Annotated in this window: 23 protein-coding genes and 1 pseudogene; 5 read left to right on the top strand and 19 right to left on the bottom strand. The window is 61.7% G+C overall.

From position 1 onward, the window contains the following. The first annotated feature begins 14 nt into the window (after nucleotides 1–14). Nucleotides 15–974: an amino acid ABC transporter permease gene (locus DXT77_RS24765; RefSeq protein WP_007952431.1), complete on the top strand. Its 960-nt coding sequence runs from the start codon at nucleotides 15–17 to the stop codon at nucleotides 972–974. Beyond that, complete coding sequence (locus DXT77_RS24760) at nucleotides 967–1701, top strand: amino acid ABC transporter ATP-binding protein (RefSeq protein WP_114881121.1); 735 nt, start codon at nucleotides 967–969, stop codon at nucleotides 1699–1701. The genes DXT77_RS24765 and DXT77_RS24760 overlap by 8 nt, the downstream gene beginning before the upstream one ends. A gap of 147 nt (nucleotides 1702–1848) precedes the next feature. Here DXT77_RS24760 and DXT77_RS30465 read toward each other — a convergent pair whose 3' ends face one another. The 11 genes and pseudogenes from DXT77_RS30465 to ubiE all read right to left on the bottom strand — a co-directional run bounded on the left by DXT77_RS30465 (nucleotide 1849) and on the right by ubiE (nucleotide 9943). Continuing rightward, nucleotides 1849–2562, bottom strand: a complete 714-nt coding sequence (locus DXT77_RS30465; protein WP_372238689.1) for a methyl-accepting chemotaxis protein — start codon at nucleotides 2560–2562, stop codon at nucleotides 1849–1851. Nucleotides 2563–2703: 141 nt separating this feature from the next. Then, nucleotides 2704–3648: pseudogene (locus DXT77_RS30460) on the bottom strand (methyl-accepting chemotaxis protein); the annotation flags it as partial. A 222-nt stretch (nucleotides 3649–3870) separates the two neighbouring features. Beyond that, nucleotides 3871–4578 carry a 16S rRNA (uracil(1498)-N(3))-methyltransferase gene (locus DXT77_RS24750; protein ID WP_085732552.1) on the bottom strand — a complete coding sequence of 236 codons (708 nt, stop codon included), beginning with the start codon at nucleotides 4576–4578 and terminating at the stop codon, nucleotides 3871–3873. Beyond that, nucleotides 4575–5363, bottom strand: coding sequence for a twin-arginine translocase subunit TatC (tatC, locus tag DXT77_RS24745; protein WP_065261773.1), 789 nt, complete (start codon nucleotides 5361–5363; stop codon nucleotides 4575–4577). Before tatC ends, DXT77_RS24750 begins: the two co-directional genes overlap by 4 nt. Next, nucleotides 5360–5827 (bottom strand): Sec-independent protein translocase protein TatB, encoded by a 468-nt coding sequence (gene tatB, locus DXT77_RS24740; protein ID WP_119429548.1) that lies wholly within the window; start codon nucleotides 5825–5827, stop codon nucleotides 5360–5362. The genes tatC and tatB overlap by 4 nt, the downstream gene beginning before the upstream one ends. A gap of 10 nt (nucleotides 5828–5837) precedes the next feature. After that, nucleotides 5838–6116 (bottom strand): twin-arginine translocase TatA/TatE family subunit, encoded by a 279-nt coding sequence (locus DXT77_RS24735; protein WP_119429547.1) that lies wholly within the window; start codon nucleotides 6114–6116, stop codon nucleotides 5838–5840. Between the two features lie 25 nt (nucleotides 6117–6141). Further along, entirely contained in the window at nucleotides 6142–6474 is a 333-nt protein-coding gene (locus DXT77_RS24730) for a phosphoribosyl-ATP diphosphatase (protein ID WP_007952422.1), read from the bottom strand. Continuing rightward, nucleotides 6467–6868: a phosphoribosyl-AMP cyclohydrolase gene (gene hisI, locus DXT77_RS24725; RefSeq protein ID WP_025110285.1), complete on the bottom strand. Its 402-nt coding sequence runs from the start codon at nucleotides 6866–6868 to the stop codon at nucleotides 6467–6469. Before hisI ends, DXT77_RS24730 begins: the two co-directional genes overlap by 8 nt. 80 nt (nucleotides 6869–6948) lie before the next feature. Then, on the bottom strand, nucleotides 6949–8553 hold the full coding sequence (ubiB, locus tag DXT77_RS24720; RefSeq protein ID WP_085683997.1) for a ubiquinone biosynthesis regulatory protein kinase UbiB: 1605 nt from the start codon (nucleotides 8551–8553) through the stop codon (nucleotides 6949–6951). Beyond that, complete coding sequence (locus DXT77_RS24715; protein ID WP_039772453.1) at nucleotides 8550–9173, bottom strand: SCP2 domain-containing protein; 624 nt, start codon at nucleotides 9171–9173, stop codon at nucleotides 8550–8552. The genes ubiB and DXT77_RS24715 overlap by 4 nt, the downstream gene beginning before the upstream one ends. After that, nucleotides 9173–9943: a bifunctional demethylmenaquinone methyltransferase/2-methoxy-6-polyprenyl-1,4-benzoquinol methylase UbiE gene (ubiE, locus tag DXT77_RS24710; RefSeq protein WP_119429546.1), complete on the bottom strand. Its 771-nt coding sequence runs from the start codon at nucleotides 9941–9943 to the stop codon at nucleotides 9173–9175. Before ubiE ends, DXT77_RS24715 begins: the two co-directional genes overlap by 1 nt. 165 nt (nucleotides 9944–10108) lie before the next feature. Here ubiE and DXT77_RS24705 point away from each other — a divergent pair, with 165 nt between their 5' ends. From DXT77_RS24705 to DXT77_RS24695, 3 genes are all read left to right on the top strand, one after another. Continuing rightward, nucleotides 10109–10384, top strand: a complete 276-nt coding sequence (locus DXT77_RS24705) for a polyhydroxyalkanoic acid system family protein (RefSeq protein ID WP_119429545.1) — start codon at nucleotides 10109–10111, stop codon at nucleotides 10382–10384. 160 nt (nucleotides 10385–10544) lie between these two features. Next, nucleotides 10545–10967 carry a phasin family protein gene (locus tag DXT77_RS24700; protein WP_119429544.1) on the top strand — a complete coding sequence of 141 codons (423 nt, stop codon included), beginning with the start codon at nucleotides 10545–10547 and terminating at the stop codon, nucleotides 10965–10967. Nucleotides 10968–10977: 10 nt separating this feature from the next. Next, nucleotides 10978–11832, top strand: coding sequence for a phasin family protein (locus DXT77_RS24695; RefSeq protein ID WP_119429543.1), 855 nt, complete (start codon nucleotides 10978–10980; stop codon nucleotides 11830–11832). Between the two features lie 58 nt (nucleotides 11833–11890). Here the strand turns inward: DXT77_RS24695 and DXT77_RS24690 are convergent, their stop codons facing one another. The 8 genes from DXT77_RS24690 to DXT77_RS24655 form a co-directional block, all read right to left on the bottom strand. Continuing rightward, the gene (locus DXT77_RS24690) at nucleotides 11891–12511 is read right to left on the bottom strand and encodes a TetR/AcrR family transcriptional regulator (protein ID WP_119429542.1); all 621 of its coding nucleotides are present in this window, start codon (nucleotides 12509–12511) and stop codon (nucleotides 11891–11893) included. 30 nt (nucleotides 12512–12541) lie between these two features. Further along, nucleotides 12542–14224 (bottom strand): class II poly(R)-hydroxyalkanoic acid synthase, encoded by a 1683-nt coding sequence (phaC, locus tag DXT77_RS24685; protein ID WP_119429541.1) that lies wholly within the window; start codon nucleotides 14222–14224, stop codon nucleotides 12542–12544. Between the two features lie 149 nt (nucleotides 14225–14373). Then, nucleotides 14374–15228, bottom strand: coding sequence for a poly(3-hydroxyalkanoate) depolymerase (gene phaZ / locus DXT77_RS24680; RefSeq protein ID WP_065259455.1), 855 nt, complete (start codon nucleotides 15226–15228; stop codon nucleotides 14374–14376). 155 nt (nucleotides 15229–15383) lie between these two features. Continuing rightward, nucleotides 15384–17063 carry a class II poly(R)-hydroxyalkanoic acid synthase gene (phaC, locus tag DXT77_RS24675; protein ID WP_085711047.1) on the bottom strand — a complete coding sequence of 560 codons (1680 nt, stop codon included), beginning with the start codon at nucleotides 17061–17063 and terminating at the stop codon, nucleotides 15384–15386. A gap of 257 nt (nucleotides 17064–17320) precedes the next feature. Then, nucleotides 17321–17692, bottom strand: coding sequence for a gamma-butyrobetaine hydroxylase-like domain-containing protein (locus tag DXT77_RS24670; protein ID WP_119429540.1), 372 nt, complete (start codon nucleotides 17690–17692; stop codon nucleotides 17321–17323). A gap of 144 nt (nucleotides 17693–17836) precedes the next feature. Continuing rightward, nucleotides 17837–19174, bottom strand: coding sequence for an ATP-dependent protease ATPase subunit HslU (gene hslU, locus DXT77_RS24665; RefSeq protein ID WP_085711049.1), 1338 nt, complete (start codon nucleotides 19172–19174; stop codon nucleotides 17837–17839). A 48-nt stretch (nucleotides 19175–19222) separates the two neighbouring features. Beyond that, complete coding sequence (hslV, locus tag DXT77_RS24660) at nucleotides 19223–19759, bottom strand: ATP-dependent protease subunit HslV (RefSeq protein WP_085683990.1); 537 nt, start codon at nucleotides 19757–19759, stop codon at nucleotides 19223–19225. A 155-nt stretch (nucleotides 19760–19914) separates the two neighbouring features. Beyond that, nucleotides 19915–20631: an SPOR domain-containing protein gene (locus DXT77_RS24655; protein ID WP_085711050.1), complete on the bottom strand. Its 717-nt coding sequence runs from the start codon at nucleotides 20629–20631 to the stop codon at nucleotides 19915–19917.

Genomic DNA, 20631 nt, shown 5'->3' with positions numbered 1-20631 from the left:
ATTTCGCTAAACCCATGAAACAGAAAAAAGCCCAATGGCCCTGGCACGTCCTGACCGTGCTGGTGCTGGTCGGCCTGGCTGGCGCGCTGTATTACGCCACGTCGCTGATGTCCTACGAATGGCGCTGGAACCGCGTGCCGCAGTACTTCGCCTATCAGGCCGAGGAAACCCAGCGCGCCACCGACATCTCCACCGTCAGCGAACTGGTGCGCAAGGGCGGCAGCGCGCAGGTCACCCTGCGCAACGATGCCGGTGACGAGCAGCACCTGACCGTCGACGAAAACAGCCTGCAATTCGCCCAGGGCGACGATGTGGCCGAAGGCGACGTCGTGGGCGTGACCCGGCATTGGGCGGCGGGGCCGCTGCTGTGGGGCCTGTGGACGACGCTTTGGCTGTCGGTGGTGTCCGGCGTGCTGGGGCTGCTGATCGGTCTGGCGACCGGGCTGTGCCGCTTGTCGAGCAACCCGACCCTGCGCGACCTGTCGACGATCTATGTCGAACTGGTACGCGGCACGCCGCTGCTGGTGCAGATCTTCATTTTCTACTTCTTCATCGGCACGGTGATGAACCTGTCCCGGGAGTTCGCCGGGATCGCCGCGCTGTCGCTGTTCACCGGCGCCTACGTGGCAGAAATCATCCGTTCCGGCGTGCAGTCGATTGCCCGTGGGCAGAACGAAGCGGCCCGCTCGCTGGGTTTGAGCGCCGGCCAGTCGATGCGTCATGTGGTGCTGCCGCAAGCGTTCAAACGCGTGCTGCCGCCGCTGGCCGGACAGTTCATCAGTCTGGTGAAAGACACCTCGCTGGTGTCGGTGATTGCGATTACCGAGCTGCTGAAAAGCGGTCGTGAAGTCATCACCACCTCGTTTTCGCCGTTCGAAATCCTGTTCTGCGTGGCCGGCCTGTACCTGTTGATCAACCTGCCGCTGTCGAAAATCGCCAGCCGGCTTGAGCGGAGGCTCGCGCAAAGTGATTGAAGTCCGCGATCTGGTAAAAGTCTTCGACACCCGTGGCCAGGTAGTCCGCGCCGTGGATCACGTCAGCACCAACGTCGCCAAGGGCGAGGTGCTGGTGGTGCTCGGTCCTTCCGGCTCCGGCAAGTCGACCTTCTTGCGCTGCCTGAATGGTCTGGAGGAATTCGATTCCGGTTCGGTGAGCATCGACGGCCTGCAACTGGCCGACCCGAAAACCGACGTCAACGCCTACCGCCGCGAAGTCGGCATGGTGTTCCAGCATTTCAATCTGTTCCCGCACATGACCGTGCTGGAAAACCTGTGCCTGGCGCAGAAAGTCGTGCGCAAGCGCGGCCAGAAGGAAAGTGAGGCCAAGGCTCTGGCGTTGCTGGAGAAGGTTGGAATTGCACAGAAGGCCCGCGAATACCCTTCGCGTCTGTCCGGCGGTCAGCAGCAGCGCGTGGCGATTGCCCGGGCGCTGGCGATGGACCCGAAGGTCATGCTGTTCGACGAGCCGACCTCGGCCCTCGACCCGGAAATGGTCGGTGAAGTGCTGGACGTGATGAAGAACCTGGCCGTGGAAGGCATGACCATGGTCTGCGTGACCCACGAAATGGGCTTTGCCCGTGAAGTGGCGGATCGGGTGCTGTTCTTCGATCACGGCAAACTGCTGGAAGATGCTTCGCCGACGGAATTCTTCGATGCGCCGAAGGATCCGCGAGCCCAGGCGTTCCTGCGGCAAGTCCTGTAACTGCGGCGTCTCCCGGGACGCCTTCGCGAGCGGGCTCGCTCCCACATTGGACCGCGTCCGCTCGGACAACTCGGTCGACTGTGGGAGCGAGCCTGCTCGCGAATGGCATCACCTCGGTTCACAGTGAGCCGAGGCCAATGAATCACTTCAAACCTTGAACCGCCCCACCAGCGTTTGCAGGTGAGTGCCCAGGCGCGCCAGCTCGACGCTGGACGCCGCCGTCTCTTCACTCGCTGCCGACGTCTGATCCGACACATCCCGCACGTTCAGCACGCTGCGGTTGATCTCTTCGGCCACGGCGCTCTGCTGCTCGGCCGCCGCGGCGATCTGCTGGTTCATCGCCTGAATCGCCGAGACGGTGCGGGTGATGCTTTCCAGCGAACCACCGGCACGGCGGGTCAGCTCGACGCTGTTGTCGGTCAGGGTGCGGCTGTTGTCCATGATCGTCGCCACTTGTTGGGTGCCGTTCTGCAGGCCGACGATCAGCTCTTCGATCTCTTCGGTGGACTTCTGGGTGCGCTGGGCGAGGCTGCGGACTTCATCGGCGACCACCGCAAAACCGCGACCGGCCTCACCGGCACGGGCCGCTTCGATGGCGGCGTTGAGGGCCAGCAGGTTGGTTTGCTGGGCCACGGATTTGATCACGTCGAGCACGCTGCCGATCTTGTCGCTTTCGCGCTTGAGCTCGCCCATGGCCTCGGTGGAATGGCCGACTTCAGTGGCCAGACGTTCGATCTGGGCAATCGCTTCACCGACGACCTTGTCGCCTTCGCGGGCCTGCTGGTCAGCGGCGACAGCGGCTTCCGAAGCTTCCTCGGCGTTACGTGCGACTTCCTGCACGGTGGCGGCCATTTCGTTCATGGCGGTGGCGACCTGATCGGTCTCGACTTTCTGATTGTTCACGCCGGCGCTGGTCTGTTCGGTCACGGCGGACAGCTCCTCGGCGGCGCTGGCGATCTGGGTGACGCCGTCGCTGATGCCGCCGATCAGTTCGCGCAGACCCTGGGTCATGCTCTGCATCGAGCGTTGCAGCTGGCCGAGCTCGTCGCGGCGCTGGGAGATCAGGTTGTGGGTCAGGTCGCCGGAAGCTACGCGCTCGGCGACTTTCAGGGTCTGGTTCAGCGGAATGATGATCTGCCGGGTGATCGCCCAGGCGGCCAGCAGGCCGAAAGCCACGGCCAGCAGGGTGGCGATCAGCAGCTGGTTCTTGGCGCTGGCGGCATCGGTGTCGCGTACGACGGTCTGGGATTCGGTGAGCTGCTTGCTGACATCGAGCAGGATGTCGCCCTGCACCGACATGCGGGCCAGAGCCTTGGCGCTGGCCACCTGGGAGTCGCGGAACTGGCTGACGGCAACGCGATAGGCCTTGAGCGAATCGGTGGCCTGTTGCAGGTTGGCGATGTGTTGCTCGGGCAGCTTGGCCGGCAGGGTCTCGAGGTTTTTCAGGGCGTTGTCGATGGCATCGAGGGCCGGTTGCTCGGCTTCGGTCTTGCCGCTGTAGGTGTAGCCACGGACCTGGAAGCGCGCCTGCTGGATCAGTTTGCTCAGGTCGATCACCGCGTTGAACTGGGCAACGCTGTCACCCTGCAGCATGGATTTTTCGACTTCGGCGACCTTGGCCACGGCGTTGTCGGCGGTGGCGCCCAGCTTGCTGCGGGCATCTTCGCGGTTGGCGCCGGCCTGCACCATGTCGGCGAAGGCGCGTTTGTACTCGGCGACGGCCGCCAGTTGCTGATCGACTTTCGCCGCGTCCGACGGTTGCTCGATCAGGCCGCGAGCGGTCTGCAGACCGCTGTCGAGTTTGCCGAGCAGGTCATTGACTGTGCCCGGGCCTTGTTCGCCACGACGCATTTCGTAGTCCAGACGCGCCAGGCGCAGGTCCTTGGTCAGCTCGTTGAGGCTGGAGATGAAGCCGAGTTTGTCACCGCGGCTGATGATGCCGCTCATGCCGGTCCAGCCGGTGAAGGTGATCAACAGCGTCAGCAGCAGCACCAGGCCGAAACCGATGCCCAGCTTGCGTTTGACGCTGACGTTTCCAAGATTCTCGGCTAACCAACGGTACATGCGACGACTCCCCTCGGACCACTAATTGGACTTATGGAGACTGTATCGGCTGGATGATGGCAATCTGTAACGCGATTTGTCCGGCGCCGAATGGCGCCGGCAGGTTCAGAACAGGCGGGCGAGCAGGGCGGTGACGGCGGTTTCGACCCGCAGGATGCGATCGCCGAGTTGCACCGGTTGCAGGCCGGATTTGGCCAGCAGGTCGATTTCGTAGGGAATCCAGCCACCCTCGGGGCCGATGGCCAGGGTCACCGGTTCGCTCAGGGCACGCGGGCAGGGCGGGAAGTTGCCCGGATGGCCGACCAGGCCGAGGGTGCCGTCGGTGATGGCCGGCAGGCGATCTTCAACGAACGGCTTGAAGCGCTTCTCGATGATGATTTCCGGCAGCACGGTATCGCGGGCCTGTTCGAGGCCGAGGATCAAATTCTCGCGAATCGCTTCCGGCTCCAGGAACGGCGTCTGCCAGAAGCTCTTCTCGACGCGATAGCTGTTGACCAGAATCACCTTCGACACACCCATGGTCGCTACGGTCTGGAACACCCGACGCAGCATCTTCGGGCGTGGCAGGGCGAGTACCAGGGTCAGCGGCAGCTTGGCCGGCGGTGGCTGATCGAGGGTGACCCGCAGTTCGGCTTCGCCCGCTTCCAGACGCAGCAGCTCGGCCGAGCCCATCAAGCCGTTGATACGCCCGACCCGCAGGCTGTCGCCGACTTCCGAGCGATGGACTTCCTGCATGTGAGTCAGGCGCCGGTCGCGCAGCACGACGCGGTCGGCCGCAATGAAATCGGCCTCTTCGAGCAACAGCAGGTTCATGGCTGGGTCGCTGGCGGCTGGTCGTTATGGTCGTCGACGGTTTCGTCCGGGCGCTCACGCTTGCTGACCAGGCTGCCGAACAGGATGCCGACTTCAAACAGCATCCACATCGGTACGGCCAGCAGGGTCTGGGAGAAGATGTCCGGCGGGGTCAGGATCATGCCGACCACGAAGCAACCGATGATCACGTACGGGCGGATCTTCTTCAGGTATTTGACGTCGACCACGCCGATCCACACCAGCAGCACCACGGCCACCGGGATTTCGAACGCCACGCCGAAGGCGAAGAACAGCGTCATGACGAAATCGAGATAGCTGGTGATGTCGGTCATCATTTCCACGCCGGCCGGGGTGGCCGAGGCGAAGAACTTGAAGATCAGCGGGAACACGAAGAAGTAGGCGAACGCCATGCCGGTGTAAAACAGCAGGATGCTGGAAATCAGCAACGGCACCGCCACACGCTTTTCGTGCTTGTACAGGCCCGGCGCGATGAAGCCCCAGATCTGGTGCAGGATCACCGGGATCGCGAGGAACAGCGAGACCATCATCGTCAGTTTCAGCGGCGTCAGGAACGGCGACGACACGTCGGTGGCGATCATCGTCGCGCCGGCCGGCAGGTACTGGCGCAGCGGGGTCGAGACGAAGGTGTAGATCTGCTGGGTAAAGGCGAACAGCCCGGCGAAGATGATGAAGATCGCCGCGACGCAACGCAGCAGGCGGGTGCGCAACTCGGTGAGGTGCGAAACCAGCGGCATGTGCTGGTCGTTTTCGGGAAGATCGCTCATTGTGCTCGCGGAGGCTGTGTTGGGTCGTGAGGGGCTGGCGTGGTTGGCGCAGCCGCAGGTGCTACGGGTTCGATCGGTTTCATGACCGGGGCAGCTTCAGTGGCGGTGGCAGAGACATGCTCGACGCTCGCCGTCGGTGCATGAATCGTTTGCTCCGCTACAGGTGGTGTTGGCGTCTGCTCTGCCACCGGCTGCACCGGCGTCGGCTCCTGCTGAACCGGTGGCGTGAAGATTTTCCGCGCCTCCTGTTCCAGCGACAGGATGTGTTCGTTGTGCAGTTGCCGACGGATTTCGTCGGCACCGATTTCACGTTCAACTTCCTGTTTGATCGCGTTGAAGCTGCGCTTCAGCCGCCCGACCCACAGGCCGGCGGTGCGTGCAGCGCCCGGCAAACGCTCGGGGCCCAGCACCAGCAGGGCAACGAGGCCGACGAGCAGCAGTTCAGAGAAGCTGATACCAAACATTAGTCAGTGCTCACACGTCTTTGCGGATCGGCTCTTCGACTTTCTGCGCCTGCACGTCGATGGTGTGCGGCGGGTTGGCCTGAGCGGTGGCTTGCGGCTGCGCCGGTGGCACCGGCTGCGCAGGCGTGACCGTCGGATCGGCCGGTTTTTCGTCGTCGTTCATGGCTTTACGGAAGCCCTTGATCGACTCGCCGACGTCGGTGCCGAGGTTTTTCAGTTTCTTGGTGCCGAACACCAGCACCACGACAACCAGAATGACGATCCAGTGTTTCCAGTCAAAAATGCCCATGTTGCTGTTCCTCTCTAAAAGTTGTTCAGGCGGACGGACGCGAGGCTTTCTCGACGTGTCCGGACAGGCCGAAGCGACGATCCAGTTCGTCGAGTACAGCCTGCGGATGCTGCCCCAGCTGGGCGAGCATGACCATGCTGTGGAACCACAGGTCGGCGGTTTCGTAGATTACGTCGCTGCAGTCGCCGCTGACGGCGGCGTCCTTGGCGGCGATGATCGTTTCGACCGACTCTTCGCCGACCTTTTCCAGAATCTTGTTCAGGCCCTTGTGATACAGACTAGCTACATATGAGCTGTCGGCAGCAGCGCCCTTGCGCTCTTCAAGTACCTGAGCGAGGCGGGTCAGGGTGTCACTCATGTTTGTGTCCTGCGGAGTAGATGGCGTGCGGGTCTTTCAGGACCGGGTCGACCGTTTTCCAGTCGCCGTTTTCGAAGACGCGGTAGAAGCAGCTCTGACGGCCGGTATGGCAAGCGATGTCGCCAATCTGTTCAACCATCAGGATGATCACGTCGGCGTCGCAGTCCAGACGCATTTCATGCAGGGTCTGCACATGGCCGGACTCTTCGCCCTTGCGCCACAGCTTGCCACGGGAACGTGACCAGTAGATGGCACGGTTTTCGGATGCGGTCAGCTCCAGGGCTTCGCGGTTCATCCAGGCCATCATCAGCACGCGTCCGGTCTTGTGATCCTGGGCAATCGCCGGCACCAGGCCATCGGCGTCCCACTTGATCTCGTCCAGCCAGTTTTTCATCTTCGACTCCGACAGCGAACCCGCACTTCAATAGTCGGGTTCAGGCGTTGAAACAGTGTGCCAGCCGATCACGCAACTGGCTATCGGCGAACGACCAGATACAAGCCGACTGCCACCATGATCCCGGCGGGCCAATGCCCCAGTTCATTCAGCGGGCCACCGGCGGCGAGGATCGTGCCGCCCGCCAGATGGGCGCTGCCGAGCAGGCGCAGGAACCAGTCGTCCTTGCGCTTTTTCCACGGCGGCGGCGGGTCGTTGGCGTGGGGCTGGGACATGCGCTCGAGCAGGTCGCGGGCCATGTTGGCCAGGTGCGGCAGCTGTTCGAACTGGCTCTGCACGTTGCCGATCAAGGCTTTCGGGCTGACGCGCTCGCGCATCCAGCGTTCGAGGAACGGCTGCGCGGTGTTCCACAGATCCAGATCCGGGTACAGCTGACGGCCCAGGCCTTCGATGTTCAGCAGGGTTTTTTGCAGCAGCACCAGTTGCGGCTGCACTTCCATGTTGAAGCGGCGAGCGGTCTGGAACAGGCGCATCAGTACCTGACCAAATGAAATATCTTTTAACGGTTTTTCGAAGATCGGCTCGCACACGGTACGGATCGCCGCTTCGAATTCGTTGAGTTTGGTTTCCGCCGGCACCCAGCCCGAATCGATGTGCAATTGCGCCACGCGGCGGTAGTCGCGCTTGAAGAAGGCGAACAGGTTGCGCGCCAGATAATCCTGGTCTTCCGGGGTCAGGCTGCCGACGATGCCGCAGTCGATCGCGATGTACTGCGGGCTCCACGGATTGACTGTGCTGACGAATATGTTGCCCGGGTGCATGTCGGCGTGGAAGAAACTGTCGCGGAACACCTGAGTGAAGAAGATCTCCACGCCACGTTCGGCGAGCATTTTCATGTCGGTGCGCTGGTCGGCGAGGGTCGCCAGATCCGTCACCTGAATCCCGTAGATACGCTCCATCACCAGCACTTTCGGCCGGCACCAGTCCCAATAGACTTGCGGCACATAGAGCAGCGGCGAGCCTTCGAAGTTGCGCTTCAACTGGCTGGCGTTGGCCGCCTCGCGCAACAGGTCGAGTTCGTCGTAGATGGTTTTTTCGTAGTCGCTGACCACGTCCACCGGGTGCAGCAGGCGGGCGTCGGCGGAGACCTTTTCGGCGGCGCGGGCGAGGATGAACAGCCACGCCAGATCCTGGGCGATCACCGGTTTCAGGCCCGGGCGGATCACCTTGACCACCACTTCTTCGCCGGTCTTCAGCTGTGCGGCATGCACTTGCGCCACCGAGGCCGAAGCCAGCGGTTCGACGTCGAAGCGGCTGAACACTTCGCTGATCTTCTTGCCCAGCTGTTCTTCGATCAGTTTGACCGACAGCTGCGAATCGAACGGTGGCACGCGGTCCTGCAACAGCATCAGCTCATCGGCGATGTCTTCCGGCAGCAGGTCGCGGCGGGTCGAGAGGATCTGCCCGAACTTGATGAAGATCGGTCCCAGGTCCTGCAAGGCCAGGCGCAGGCGTGCGCCACGGCTCAGGTCCAGCGGCTTGCGCGGGAACCAGCGCCACGGAAGGACATAGCGCAGCGCCAGCAGGAACCACGGCAAAGGCAGATCGAACAGCAGATCATCGAGGCGGTAGCGGATCACGACGCGCTGGATGCGCAACAGACGGCGGACGGCGAGCAGCTTCATGCGTTATCGCTTGGGTCGAGGGATCGGGAAAGGCGCTCGAAGCGCGCCTCGAGACGTTCCAGATCGAGTTTGATCCGGTCCAGTTCGCTGAAGCGGGCTTCGGCTTCGCGCTGCCCGACGAGGGTGCGCGATTCTTCGGCCAGGTATTCGGCGAGGTTCTGGTTGAGGCTGGCAAATCCTTGTTGATACCAGCGGGCGCGGCTGCGCAGGTGACCGCCGACCAGTTGCGTGGCGACCGGGCCGAGCCAGCGCGAGAGTTCGTACTCCCAGTCCAGCTCGAGGTCCTGCAGCACGCCCGCCAGTTCCAGCAGCACGCCGCTGTCGCCGTCGAGTTCGACTTCCGGTGCGTGCAGCACCGCGGTCTTGTCCTTGCTCAGGGCCAGTTTCACCAGGCTCGAAGCCGGGGCGCGCAGTGTGCAGTCGACGCCGGTTTCCCAACGGGACGCCAGCATCAGGCCTTCGTCGCTCGGCAGGATGAACAGTTGCAGCGCCGGGCTGCGGCAATCCACGGCAATCACTTTGCCGGTCAGATGCGCCAGTCTCGGCAGCGCCGTGCTGTCGAGACGCAGCACGCGATTCAGGCCGAGTTCGACGCTGGCCAGCAGCCCGGTCAGCAGCATCAGGGCTTGATGCCACGGTGCAGGGCAACGATGCCTGCGGTCATGTTGTGATAGGTCACGCGGTCGAAACCGGCGTCGACCATCATCGACTTCAGGGTTTCCTGATTCGGGTGCATGCGGATCGATTCGGCCAGGTAGCGATAGCTTTCCGAGTCGTTGGTGATCAGCTTGCCCATCAGCGGCATGAAGGCGAACGAGTAGGCGTCGTAGGCCTTGGACATCAGCGCGTTGGTCGGCTTGGAGAACTCCAGCACCAGCAGGCGGCCGCCAGGCTTGAGTACGCGAAGCATGGAGCGCAGGGCGTCTTCCTTGTGCGTCACGTTGCGCAGGCCGAAGGCGATGGTCACGCAGTCGAAATGGTTGTCCGGGAACGGCAGTTTTTCAGCGTCGGCCTGCACGAACTCGACGTTGCCCGACACGCCGACATCCAGCAGGCGGTCACGACCGACTTTGAGCATGGATTCGTTGATGTCCGCGAGAACCACCTGACCGGTCGGGCCGACCAGGTGCGAGAATTTCTTGGTCAGGTCGCCGGTGCCGCCGGCGATGTCCAGCACGCAGTTGCCGGCGCGCACGCCCGACAGCTCGATCGCGAAGCGCTTCCACAGACGGTGCATGCCGCCCGACAGAAGGTCGTTCATCAGGTCGTACTTGGCGGCCACGGAGTGGAACACCTCAGCGACTTTTTCCGCTTTCTGGCTTTCCGGAACGTTTTTGAAGCCGAAGTGAGTGGTGGGTTCGGCATCGCTGCCTTTGCGCTGATCAGTCATATCGCTGTCACCAAAAGAGAATGCGCGACATTCTAATCCCCAAGCCATGCTTTGTCTTGGAATGGCTAAAGGTAAGATGGGCAACCTTCGGGACGATTTGCCGCAGTGGCGGTCAAGATTCGTTGCAGGCATTCATAGCCCCATTCAAAAAGCAGGAGTCATTCAATGGCCCATATCAGTGTTGAGCGTGCCCACAGCCTGGGCAAGGAAGCGGCCCGCGAGAAAGCCGACAAACTGGCGCAGAAACTGTCCGATCAGTATGGCCTCGAGCCGCAGTGGGCGGGTGACACCCTGAACCTCAAGCGTTCGGGCGTGAAGGGCGCGGTGCATGTGGCCGAGGATTCGATCCGGGTCGACGTGGAACTGGGCCTGATGATGTCGGCCATGAGCGGCATGATCAAAGCCGAGATCGAGAAGGCGCTGGACAAGGCGCTGGTCTGATCAGGACAAACGGGGAGCTTCGGGCTCCCCTTTCTTTTCTTGTGCACCTGCCTTTTATGTCAGTTGTTAGGGTGCCGTTTCTAATTTTTCTCCCTACTTTGTGCCTGAGCCCGACACTCGTCAGGGCAGTTCCTCAAACCTTCTGCGCGTGAGGTGCACCATGGCCAAAGTTATTTTGAAGAAAAAAATCGACGCCTCGACTTCTGCTCTGAGCGACGTCAAATCCTATGCCCGCAAGATCTGGCTGGCAGGCCTGGGTGCCTACACCAAGGTCGGTCAGGAGGGCAGCGAGTACTTTCAGGAGTTGATCAAGGCTGGTCAAACTGTTGAAAAGAAAGGCAAAAAAGCCGTCACCGAAAAACTCGAAGCGGCCAATGCCGAGATCGACGAAGCCAGGAGCGAAGTCAGCTCTTTCAAAGGCCGCGTCGAAGTTCAGCTCGACAAGGTCGAGAAGGCGTTCGACACGCGTGTCGCCAGTGCCTTGAATCGTATCGGCATTCCGTCTAAACATGACGTTGAGGCACTCTCTGCTAAGCTCGATGAGCTGACGGCATTGCTCGAACGCGTCGCGCGTAAATCTTAAGGAGAACGGGATGGCTGGTAAAAAGAACACCGATAAAGAAGGCAGCTCGTGGATCGGAAAAGTCGAAGACTATTCCCGCAAGATCTGGCTGGCTGGTTTAGGCGTGTACTCGAAGATCGACACTGACGGCAGCAAGCTCTTCGATACATTGGTCAAAGACGGCGAGAAAGCCGAGAAGCTCACCAAGGCTGCAGTCGGCAAGAAAGTCGATGCTGCCAAGGACAGCGCGAGCTCGGCCAAATCGCGCATCAGCGGCGTGAAAGATCGCGCGCTGGGCACCTGGGATCAACTGGAAGGGGCTTTCGACAAGCGCCTGAACAGTGCGATTTCGCGCCTGGGCGTACCGAGCCGCAATGAGGTGAAGGATCTGCACAAGAAGGTCGATACCCTGACCAAGCAGATCGAGAAACTCACCGGCCTGAAAACTCAGCCTGTCGCGGCCAAAACCGCAGCAGCCAAGCCTGCGGCCAAAACCGCTGCCAAGCCACTGGCTAAAGCCGCCGCCAAACCGGCAGCAAAACCAGCAGCCAAAACCGCTGCGGCCAAGCCTGCAGTAAAAGCCGCAGCCAAACCGGTTGCCGCCAAGGCCGCCGCCAAACCTGCTGCAAAACCGGCGGCCAAGCCAGCAGCGAAAACCGCTGCCGCCAAACCCGCTGCCAAGCCTGCCGCCAAACCGGCTGCAGCGAAAAAACCAGCAGTGAAAAAACCGGCCGCGCCGAAAGCCGCTGCGCCGAAAGCTGCCGCACCAAAACCGGTGACCACACCGCAAGCACTGGCCAGCACGTCGAACTCCGCCTCGGCTCCAACCCCGGCGCCAGTTTCGAGTGTTGCATCGACTCCGTCGACGCCGACCAGTCAGTCCTGATATTCAGGGCACAAGAAAACGCCCGGCCTGTGAAGGTCGGGCGTTTTTGTTTGTGCGGTCACTCGTGATCTTCGAGATACTGCAGCGCCATCCTCTCCGTAGCCGCCTTCACCGGCGGCAACAAATGCGGCGCCACCAGCATCATGATCTGGTAAACCACCAGCCTCACTTCCCCCTCGCGATCGAGAATTCGCTGATAGTCCAGCGAGAACAGCAGCGTCATGGTGATCTGTTCCACCAGTTGTCCCAATGCCTGGGTATCGCTGACCAATTGCCCCGAGGCCTTCAATCGCGCCAGCAGTGACGCCAGCGTGCGTTTCAGGACGTTGAGAAAGTTGCGAATGCCCTTGGCCAGTTTCGGCAGGCGTCCGGCCAGGTTCGACAGGTCCTGGAACAGGAACCGGTACTGCGCCAGCCGTTCGACGATCAGGTGCAGGAACAGCCAGTAATCCTCCGGTGCCAGTTCGACATCGGCGGGCGGGTCGAGCAGGGGCGCCAGTTCGTTCTGGAAGCGCTCGAACAGCCCGAGGATCAACGGCTCCTTGCCGTGGAAGTGGTAGTAGAGGTTGCCGGGGCTGATCCCCATTTCATTGGCAACCTCCATGGTGGAGACGTTCGGCTCGCCCTTCTCGTTGAATAACTGCAGGGCACATTCGAGGATCCGTTCGCTTGTTTTCATCCAGTCTTCTTAAAGGGCGGTTGGGGCCGGTCAGCGCACGCGCACGTAAGTGCCGGGCGCCGCCTCCATCGGTGGATAGTTCGCATTGCCAAGGGCCATCTGGGTTTCGCGCAGGGTGCCGGAGCGCTGCTGAACCCACTCCAGCCACTGCGGCCACCAGCTGCCGTCGACTTTTTTCGCGTCGTAGTACCAGGCGCGCGGGTCGCTGCTCATCTTGCCGTTTTCGACGTAGTTGGCCTTGGGGTTGCTCGGCGGGTTGAGAATGCTCTGGACGTGGCCGCTGTTGGACAGCACGAAGCGCCGCTCGCCACCCAGCAACAGGGTCGAGCGATACACCGCGTCCCATGGCGTGATGTGGTCGTTCATGCCGGCCACGCTGAAACTGTCGACCGTGACTTTCTGCAGGTCGATCGGCGTGCCGCAGACTTCCAGGCCGCCCGAATGAATCAGCGGGTTGTGTTTGAAGAAGTCCAGCAGGTCGCCATGAAACGCGGCGGGCAGGCGGGTGCTGTCGTTGTTCCAGTAGAGGATGTCGAACGCCGGCGGCTCCTTGCCCAGCAGGTAGTTGTTGACGAAGTAGCTCCAGATCAGATCGTTGGGCCGCATCCAGGCGAACACCCTGGCCATGTCGCGACCGTCCAGCACGCCTTTCTGATAGGAACGGCGCTTGGCCGCTTCGAGGGTCTGTTCGTCGGCGAACAGCGTCGCCGGGGAGTCGATCTGACTGTCGAGCAGGCTCACCAGATAGGTCGCGCTGGAGACCCGCCGCAACTGCCGCTTGGCCTGCAAGTGTCCCTGCAGCGCAGCGATGGTCAGCCCGCCGGCGCAGGCACCCATCAGGTTGACCTCGCGGGCACCGGTGATCGCCCGGCAGATGTTCATCGCTTCTTCCACGGCCTCGACGTAGGTCGACAGGCCCCATTCGCGATGACGCACGTCCGGGTTGCGCCAACTGATCATGAAGGTCTGCAAGCCGTTCTTCAGGGCGTACTGGACGAAACTGTTGCTCGGGCTCAGGTCGAAAATGTAGTACTTGTTGATTTGCGGTGGCACCACCAGCAGCGGTTTCGAATACTGCTTTTCGCTCATCGGCTTGTACTGGATCAGCTCGAGCAGTTCGTTGCGAAACACCACCGAACCGGTGGTGGTGGCGACAGTCTTGCCGACTTCGAAAGCCTGTTTGGTCACCTGGCGCGGCAGGCCGTCGTTGTGCAGCAGGTCATCGAAAAGATGACTCAAACCGCGTACCAGACTGTGGCCGCCGGAGTTGAACAGCTCCTTGATCGCCAGCGGATTGAGCAGCGTGTTGGAGGGCGCCACGGCGTCGTTGATCAGGGAAAAAGCGAAGTGCGCACGGGCGCGGTCGTCGTCGCTCATGCTGCTTTCGTCGATCCAGCTCTTCACCTGTTTCTGCCAGCTCAGATAGGCCTGCAAGCCCCGGCGGTAAAACGGGTTGAGGCTCCAGGCCGGATCGGCGAAACGGCTGTCATTGGGGTTGGTCGGATGCAGGGTTTCACCGAGCAGCACGCGTCCGAGCGCGCCGCCGAGTTTCAACGCGTGCTTCGCGCTGTGAATGGGGTTGCGCAGACCATGGGCGGCTACGCTGCGCAACGTCGAAATCAGGTCGCGGCCTCGCAGGCCGGTCATTGCACTTTGTGCATTGATGAAAACGGCGGGACTGGGCACTACGCCCGTCGCTGGTTTGTCGCGCATGACTCAACACTCCTTCGTCTTCAGGTCAAAAACAAACACACCGAACCAGAACACCATAGACGCTGTTGCGGCTTGTTGCCTGCGCGGCGTCCTGCCACGCACGTTGAAAAGCTCTGCAAGGAGCTGTCCAGAAAACCGGACCGGGCCGGTTATCCGCCCAGCGGTGTCGGGTGGGGGTGCATCACTGCGCGAAGACGTTCCTCCTGGAGAAATTTCATGATGATCGGCGCCACGGCTTCGGCCCGGGTGATGAGGAACAGATGCCCGTCATCGATGATGTGCAATTGCGCGTTGGGGATGCGCCAGGCGAGCAGACGCATGTTGATCAGCGGGATCAGCGGATCGTCGTCACCGGCCAGCACCAGGGTCGGCTGGTGGATCTTGTGCAGCCAGTGAATGCTGGTCCAGCCAAGGCCCGCGAACAGTTGCCAGTAGTAGCCGAGCTTGCCCGCCGAACGCACCTTGGCCGCGTGACTGGCGGCGAGCGTCGGGTCGCGACGGAACGAGCCGCCGTAGATCATCGGGGCGATGCGGATCACATGGGACGGCTGGATGTAGCGGCGCGGGCTAGCCATCATCCACAGCACCTTCGGCTTGCCCGGCACCATCACCGCGCCCGCCGCCGTGGCGGCCAGTACCAGCTTCTTGCAGCGCTCGGGATAGTCATGGGCGAACTGCTGCGCCAGCGCACCACCCCAGGACACACCGATCACATTGACCTGGCCGTAGTCGAGGTAATCGAGCATCCGTGCCGTCAGCTTCGCCAGCCCCGGAAAGCGATACGGCCGGCTCGGCGTCGAAGAGCCACCGACACCGGGCACGTCGAAGGCGATCACTTCCAGGTCCGGATCCAGCGCCGCGACAAAAGGAAACACCAGCTCCAGGTTGGCGCCGATGCCGTTGAAAATCAGCAAGGGCGTCAAGTGAGGCTTGCCGGGGCGTACGGCGGTCCGGAGGGTCTGGCCATCCAGCTCGACGGTACGGAAGATGAACGGTTGCGGCATGCTTCAGGGCCCTGTGGATCAATCTCAATGTCAGCCTCGATCCCCTGTGGGAGCGAGCCTGCTCGCGATAGCGGTGTATCAGTCAGCACATTGTTCCGGCTGCCGACGCCATCGCGAGCAGGCTCGCTCCCACATTGTGGGGCGAGGTGTGTCAGTTACCGCTCGTGTACGTAAGTGCCCGGCGAGGCTTCGCCTGCCGGGAACGCTTTGTTGCCCAGCTTCGTCGGCGCCTTTTTCAGTTCGCCCGAACGTGCCGCCTGCCAGGCCTGCCAGTGCAGCCACCAGGAGTCGGCGTGCTTGGTCGAGTTTTCCTGCCAGTCATCGGCATTGGCGGTCATTTCGTCGCTGGTCATGTAGCGCGATTTCGGGTTGCCCGGCGGGTTCAGAATGCTCTGGATATGCCCGCTGCTGGACAGCACGAATTCCACCTTGCCGCCAAACAGCTGCGCCGACTTGTAGCAGGACTTCCACGGGGTGATGTGGTCGTTGGTGCCGGCCAGCGAGAAGATGTCGGCCGTGACCTTCTTGAGGTCGATCGGCGTGCCGCACACTTCCAGTGCATCGGGGCGGGTCAGTGGGTTGTTTTTGAACATCTCGATCAGGTCGCCGTGGAACGCAGCCGGCAACCGGGTGGTGTCGTTGTTCCAGAACAGGATGTCGAACACCGGCGGCTCGTTGCCCAGCAGGTAGTTGTTGACCCAGTAGTTCCAGATCAGATCGTTGGGGCGCATCCAGGCGAAGACCTTGGCCATGTCTTTGCCTTCGAGCACGCCGGCCTGATACGAATGACGCTTGGCCATCTCCAGGGTCTGCTCGTCGACGAACAGGGCGACGTCGCTGTCCAGGGTGGTGTCGAGCACGCTGACCAGCAGGGTCAGGGCATTGACCTTGTTTTCGCCGGTGGCGGCGTAGTGGCCCAGCAGGGCCGTGCAAGTGATACCGCCGGAGCAGGCGCCCAGCATGTTGACGTCCTTGCTGCCGGTGATCGCGGTGACCACGTCGACCGCTTCCTTCAGGGCTTCGATGTAAGTCGAGAGGCCCCACTCGCGCTGTTCCTTGGTCGGGTTGCGCCAGCTGACGATAAAGGTCTGCACATTGTTGCGCAGGCAGAAGCGCGCCAGGCTCTTGTCCGGGCTCAGGTCGAATACGTAGAACTTGTTGATCTGCGGCGGCACTACCAGCAGCGGGCGCTCGTGGACTTGCTCGGTGATCGGCTTGTACTGGATCAGCTCCAGCACGTCGTTGCGAAACACTACTGCGCCTTCGCTCACGCCCAGGGTCTTGCCGACCTCGAAAGCGCCCATGTTGACCTGGCTCGGCATGCCGCCGTTGTGCACCAGATCCTTGGCCAGATGCGAGAGGCCGTCGAGCAGGCTCTTGCCACCGGTTTCGAAGAAGCGTTTGACTGCCGCCGGGTTGGCTGCGGTGTTGGTCGGCGCCATGGCTTCGGTCATCAGGTTGATCACGAAGTGGCCGCGCGCGATGTCCTTGGGCGAGAGGCTGCTGTCGTCGATCCAGGCATGGAGTTCCTTGCGCCACGCCAGGTAGGTTTGCAGGTAACGTTTGTACAGCGGGTTCTGACTCCACGCCGGGTCGACAAAACGACGGTCATCGCCTGCCGGTTGCAGTTCTGATTTGCCGAACAGCACGTTCTTCAGTTCGATGCCGAAATGAGTGACGTGTTTGACGCTATGGATCGGTTGTTTGATGGCCTGGGTCAGCACCATTCGAGCAGAGGCCAGCAGATCCTTTCCGCGAAGCCCAACGACAGGATTCAGCCCCAGGGTGTTTTCCGAGGCTTGGTACTTCAAATCATCGTTATTCTTGTTACTCATCTACGACGCTCCATTGTCCTGAGACGAGTACCCGGTTTCTGCTGTGCAGTTCCACAGCCAATGCCAGGTACTACTGCTCGGGTGACCGTTGATTCTGCATAGCTGCTTTACAGTCGTAGAGCACTGCAGGGAACTTGCCAGCTCCATTGGTTACCCGAGTTTAATTTTTTTCGCAAGCAGCCGATCCCGGGCCGCTTTAGCGGAGCATTCAAACAGATGAATTTAGAAAATGCCCTCTAAACAGTCCGAGGCGCGGACTAGAGCATCAGCTTGACGACGGACTCGTCCGGGTCGCGGGTTTTGCCGGCGGCTTTGAGCTCGGCCAGATAATCCGCCCAGAGTGCGTCATAACGTCGCCCCAGTTCGTAGAGGTAATCCCAGGTGAACAGGCCGCTGTCGTGACCGTCGTCGAAGGTCAGTTTCAGTGCGTACTGACCGGCCGGTTCTACCTTGGTCAGGCCGACGTGGAGCTTGCCGAATTGCAGGATCGGTTTGCCGTGGCCCTGGACCTCGGCGGAGGGGGAATGCACGCGCAGGAATTCGGCGGGCAGGGTGTATTCCTCGCCGGACGCGTATTTGAGCGACAGGGTTTTCGAGGCTTTGTGCAGTTTGATGTCGGTGGGGAGCATGGCCGGGGTATCCGTTTTGTGCGGAACCTTGTGGGAGCGAGCCTGCTCGCGATAGCGGTGGATCAGTCAACGTAAAGGTTGAATGTGCTGCCGTCATCGCGAGCAGGCTCGCTCCCACAGTTCCACTACATCTGTAAGGGTTGCTTACAGGATATAACGGGACAGATCTTCGTTCTGCGCCAATTCGCCCAGGTGGCTGTTGACGTACTCGGCGTCGATCAGGATCGCCTTGTCGTCGTGGGCGCTGGCCAGATCACCGGCACTGAACGACACCTCTTCCAGCAGACGCTCGAGCAGCGTGTGCAGGCGACGGGCGCCGATGTTCTCGGTCTTCTCGTTGACCTGCCAGGCGATCTCCGCCAGACGCTTGATGCCTTCAGGCTGGAACTGGATATTCAGGCCTTCGGTCTTCAGCAGCGCGCAGTACTGCTCGGTGAGCGAGGCGTGCGGTTCGCTGAGGATGCGCTCGAAGTCTTCCGGGCTCAGGGCCTTGAGTTCGACGCGGATCGGCAGGCGGCCTTGCAGCTCCGGCACCAGATCGCTCGGCTTGCTCAGGTGGAACGCGCCGGAGGCGATGAACAGGATGTGGTCGGTCTTGACCATGCCCAGCTTGGTATTGACGGTGCAGCCTTCGATCAGCGGCAGCAGGTCGCGTTGTACGCCTTCGCGGGACACATCGGCGCCGCCGACATTGCCGCGCTTGGCGACCTTGTCGATTTCGTCGATGAACACGATGCCGTGCTGCTCGACCGCTTCCAGGGCCTTGGCCTTCAACTCTTCTTCGTTGACCAGGCGCCCGGCTTCTTCATCGCGCACCAGCTTCAGCGCTTCCTTGACCTTCAGCTTGCGAGCCTTCTTCTTGCCCTTGCCCATGTTGGCGAACAGGGACTGCAGCTGGTTGGTCATCTCTTCCATGCCCGGCGGCGTGGCGATCTCGATGCCGGCCATTTCGGCGACTTCGATCTCGATTTCCTTGTCATCCAGCTGACCTTCGCGCAGGCGCTTGCGGAACAGCTGGCGAGTGTTGGAATCCTGGGTCGGCGCGTCTTCGTTGCCGAAGCCCATGCGTGCCGGTGGCAGCAGCGCGTCGAGGATGCGGTCCTCGGCGGCGTCTTCGGCGCGGTGGCGCACGCGGGTCATTTCCTGCTCGCGCAGCATCTTGATTGCGGCATCGGCCAGGTCGCGGATGATCGATTCGACGTCACGGCCGACGTAGCCGACTTCGGTGAACTTGGTCGCTTCGACCTTGATGAACGGCGCGTTGGCCAGTTTGGCCAGGCGACGGGCGATTTCGGTTTTACCGACACCGGTCGGGCCGATCATCAGGATGTTCTTCGGGGTCACTTCAACGCGCAGCTCTTCAGGCAGCTGCATGCGACGCCAGCGGTTGCGCAGGGCAATCGCGACGGCGCGCTTGGCATCGTCCTGGCCGATGATATGGCGATTGAGTTCGTGGACGATTTCGCGGGGAGTCATGGACATAATAATTGACGGTCCTCAAGCAGAAACAAGCCGTGGCACAGGGCCGCGTCAGGCTTGGTCAGCGAGATCCTGCTCCTCAATGGTCTGGGTGTGGTTGGTGAATACACAGATGTCGCCGGCGATGCCGAGAGCGGTCTCGACGATTTCGCGGGCCGACAGGTCGGTCTTCTTCAGCAGGGCGCTGGCGGCGGCTTGCGCATAGGCGCCACCGGAACCCATGGCGATCAGGCCGTCTTCGGGTTCGACCACGTCACCGTTGCCGGTGATGATCAGGGAGGCGTCCTTGTTGGCGACCGCGAGCATCGCTTCGAGGCGGCTCAGGGAGCGGTCGGTGCGCCATTCTTTTGCGAGTTCGACGGCGGCACGGATCAGGTGGCCCTGATGTTTCTCGAGCTGGCCTTCGAAACGTTCGAACAGGGTAAAGGCGTCGGCGGTGGCACCGGCGAAACCGGCGATGACCTGGCCGTGGTACAGGCGACGAACTTTCTTCGCGTTGCCTTTCATCACGGTGTTGCCGAGAGAAACCTGGCCGTCGCCGCCCATGACGACTTTGCCGTGGCGGCGGACTGAAACGATGGTGGTCAAGGGAAGAGTCTCCACACTGCGGGGCGAAAATGCCTTATGCCCATTCATATGGGGGTGGTGGAGAGGATTTCAACTGCAGGAAGGGAGAGGGGACGAGCGGTGTTGTTGCGCTGATCCTCCCCACGCAGAGCGCGGGAAGGATCATTCGAGGGGAATCAGCGGCTCTGGCGTTGTTGTAACAACAGGTTGCTGAACCCTGCGCCCGCCAGTTGTTTCTGGGCGGTGGTCAGTTGTTCGCGGTTGCTGAACGGGCCGACCAGTACGCGGTACCAGGTTTCATCCTTCACGGTCCCGGATTCAACCGCGACCGCCTGGCCGAGCAGAATGATCTGCGCGCGGACCTTGTCGGCATCTGTCTGCTTGCGGAACGAGCCGGCCTGCAGGAAGAACTTGGTCACCGGTGCAGCCTTGGTCACCGGTGGCGCTGGTGGCGGGGTGATCCCGGCCAGAGCAGCCTGGGCGCGTGCGGTGTCGATCTTCGCCGCTTCCGCCGGGGTGACCGGCGTAGTCGGGATCGCCGGCACCTGTGGCGTCGGCAGGGTTTTCTCCGGCACGGCGTCAGGCGGCACGATCACTTCCGATTCCGGCAGCAGGGTGTAGAAGTCGTACTTCGGCTTCACCGGTTGCGTCGGGCTCGGCGGGGTCTTGTTGGCCTCGGCGATCTTGGTGGCTTTCTGTTGTTGCTGTTGTTCGACCTTCTCGCGCTTGACCGTGTCGCTGCCCTTGCCCGGTTCCAGTTTCATCAGGAACACGATGAACGCACCGACCGTCAGGCCGATGGCCATCCACAGCCAGCCCGGGATCGGTTGCTTCGCAGGAGCTTGGTAACGGCTGGCGCCACGCTTGGGTGCAGGTTTTTTCTTGGCAGCCAA

This window comes from Pseudomonas sp. 91RF, assembly GCF_003576265.1.
GTDB classification, from domain to species: Bacteria; Pseudomonadota; Gammaproteobacteria; order Pseudomonadales; family Pseudomonadaceae; genus Aquipseudomonas; species Aquipseudomonas kribbensis.
This window is presented reverse-complemented; position numbering and strand designations above follow the sequence as displayed.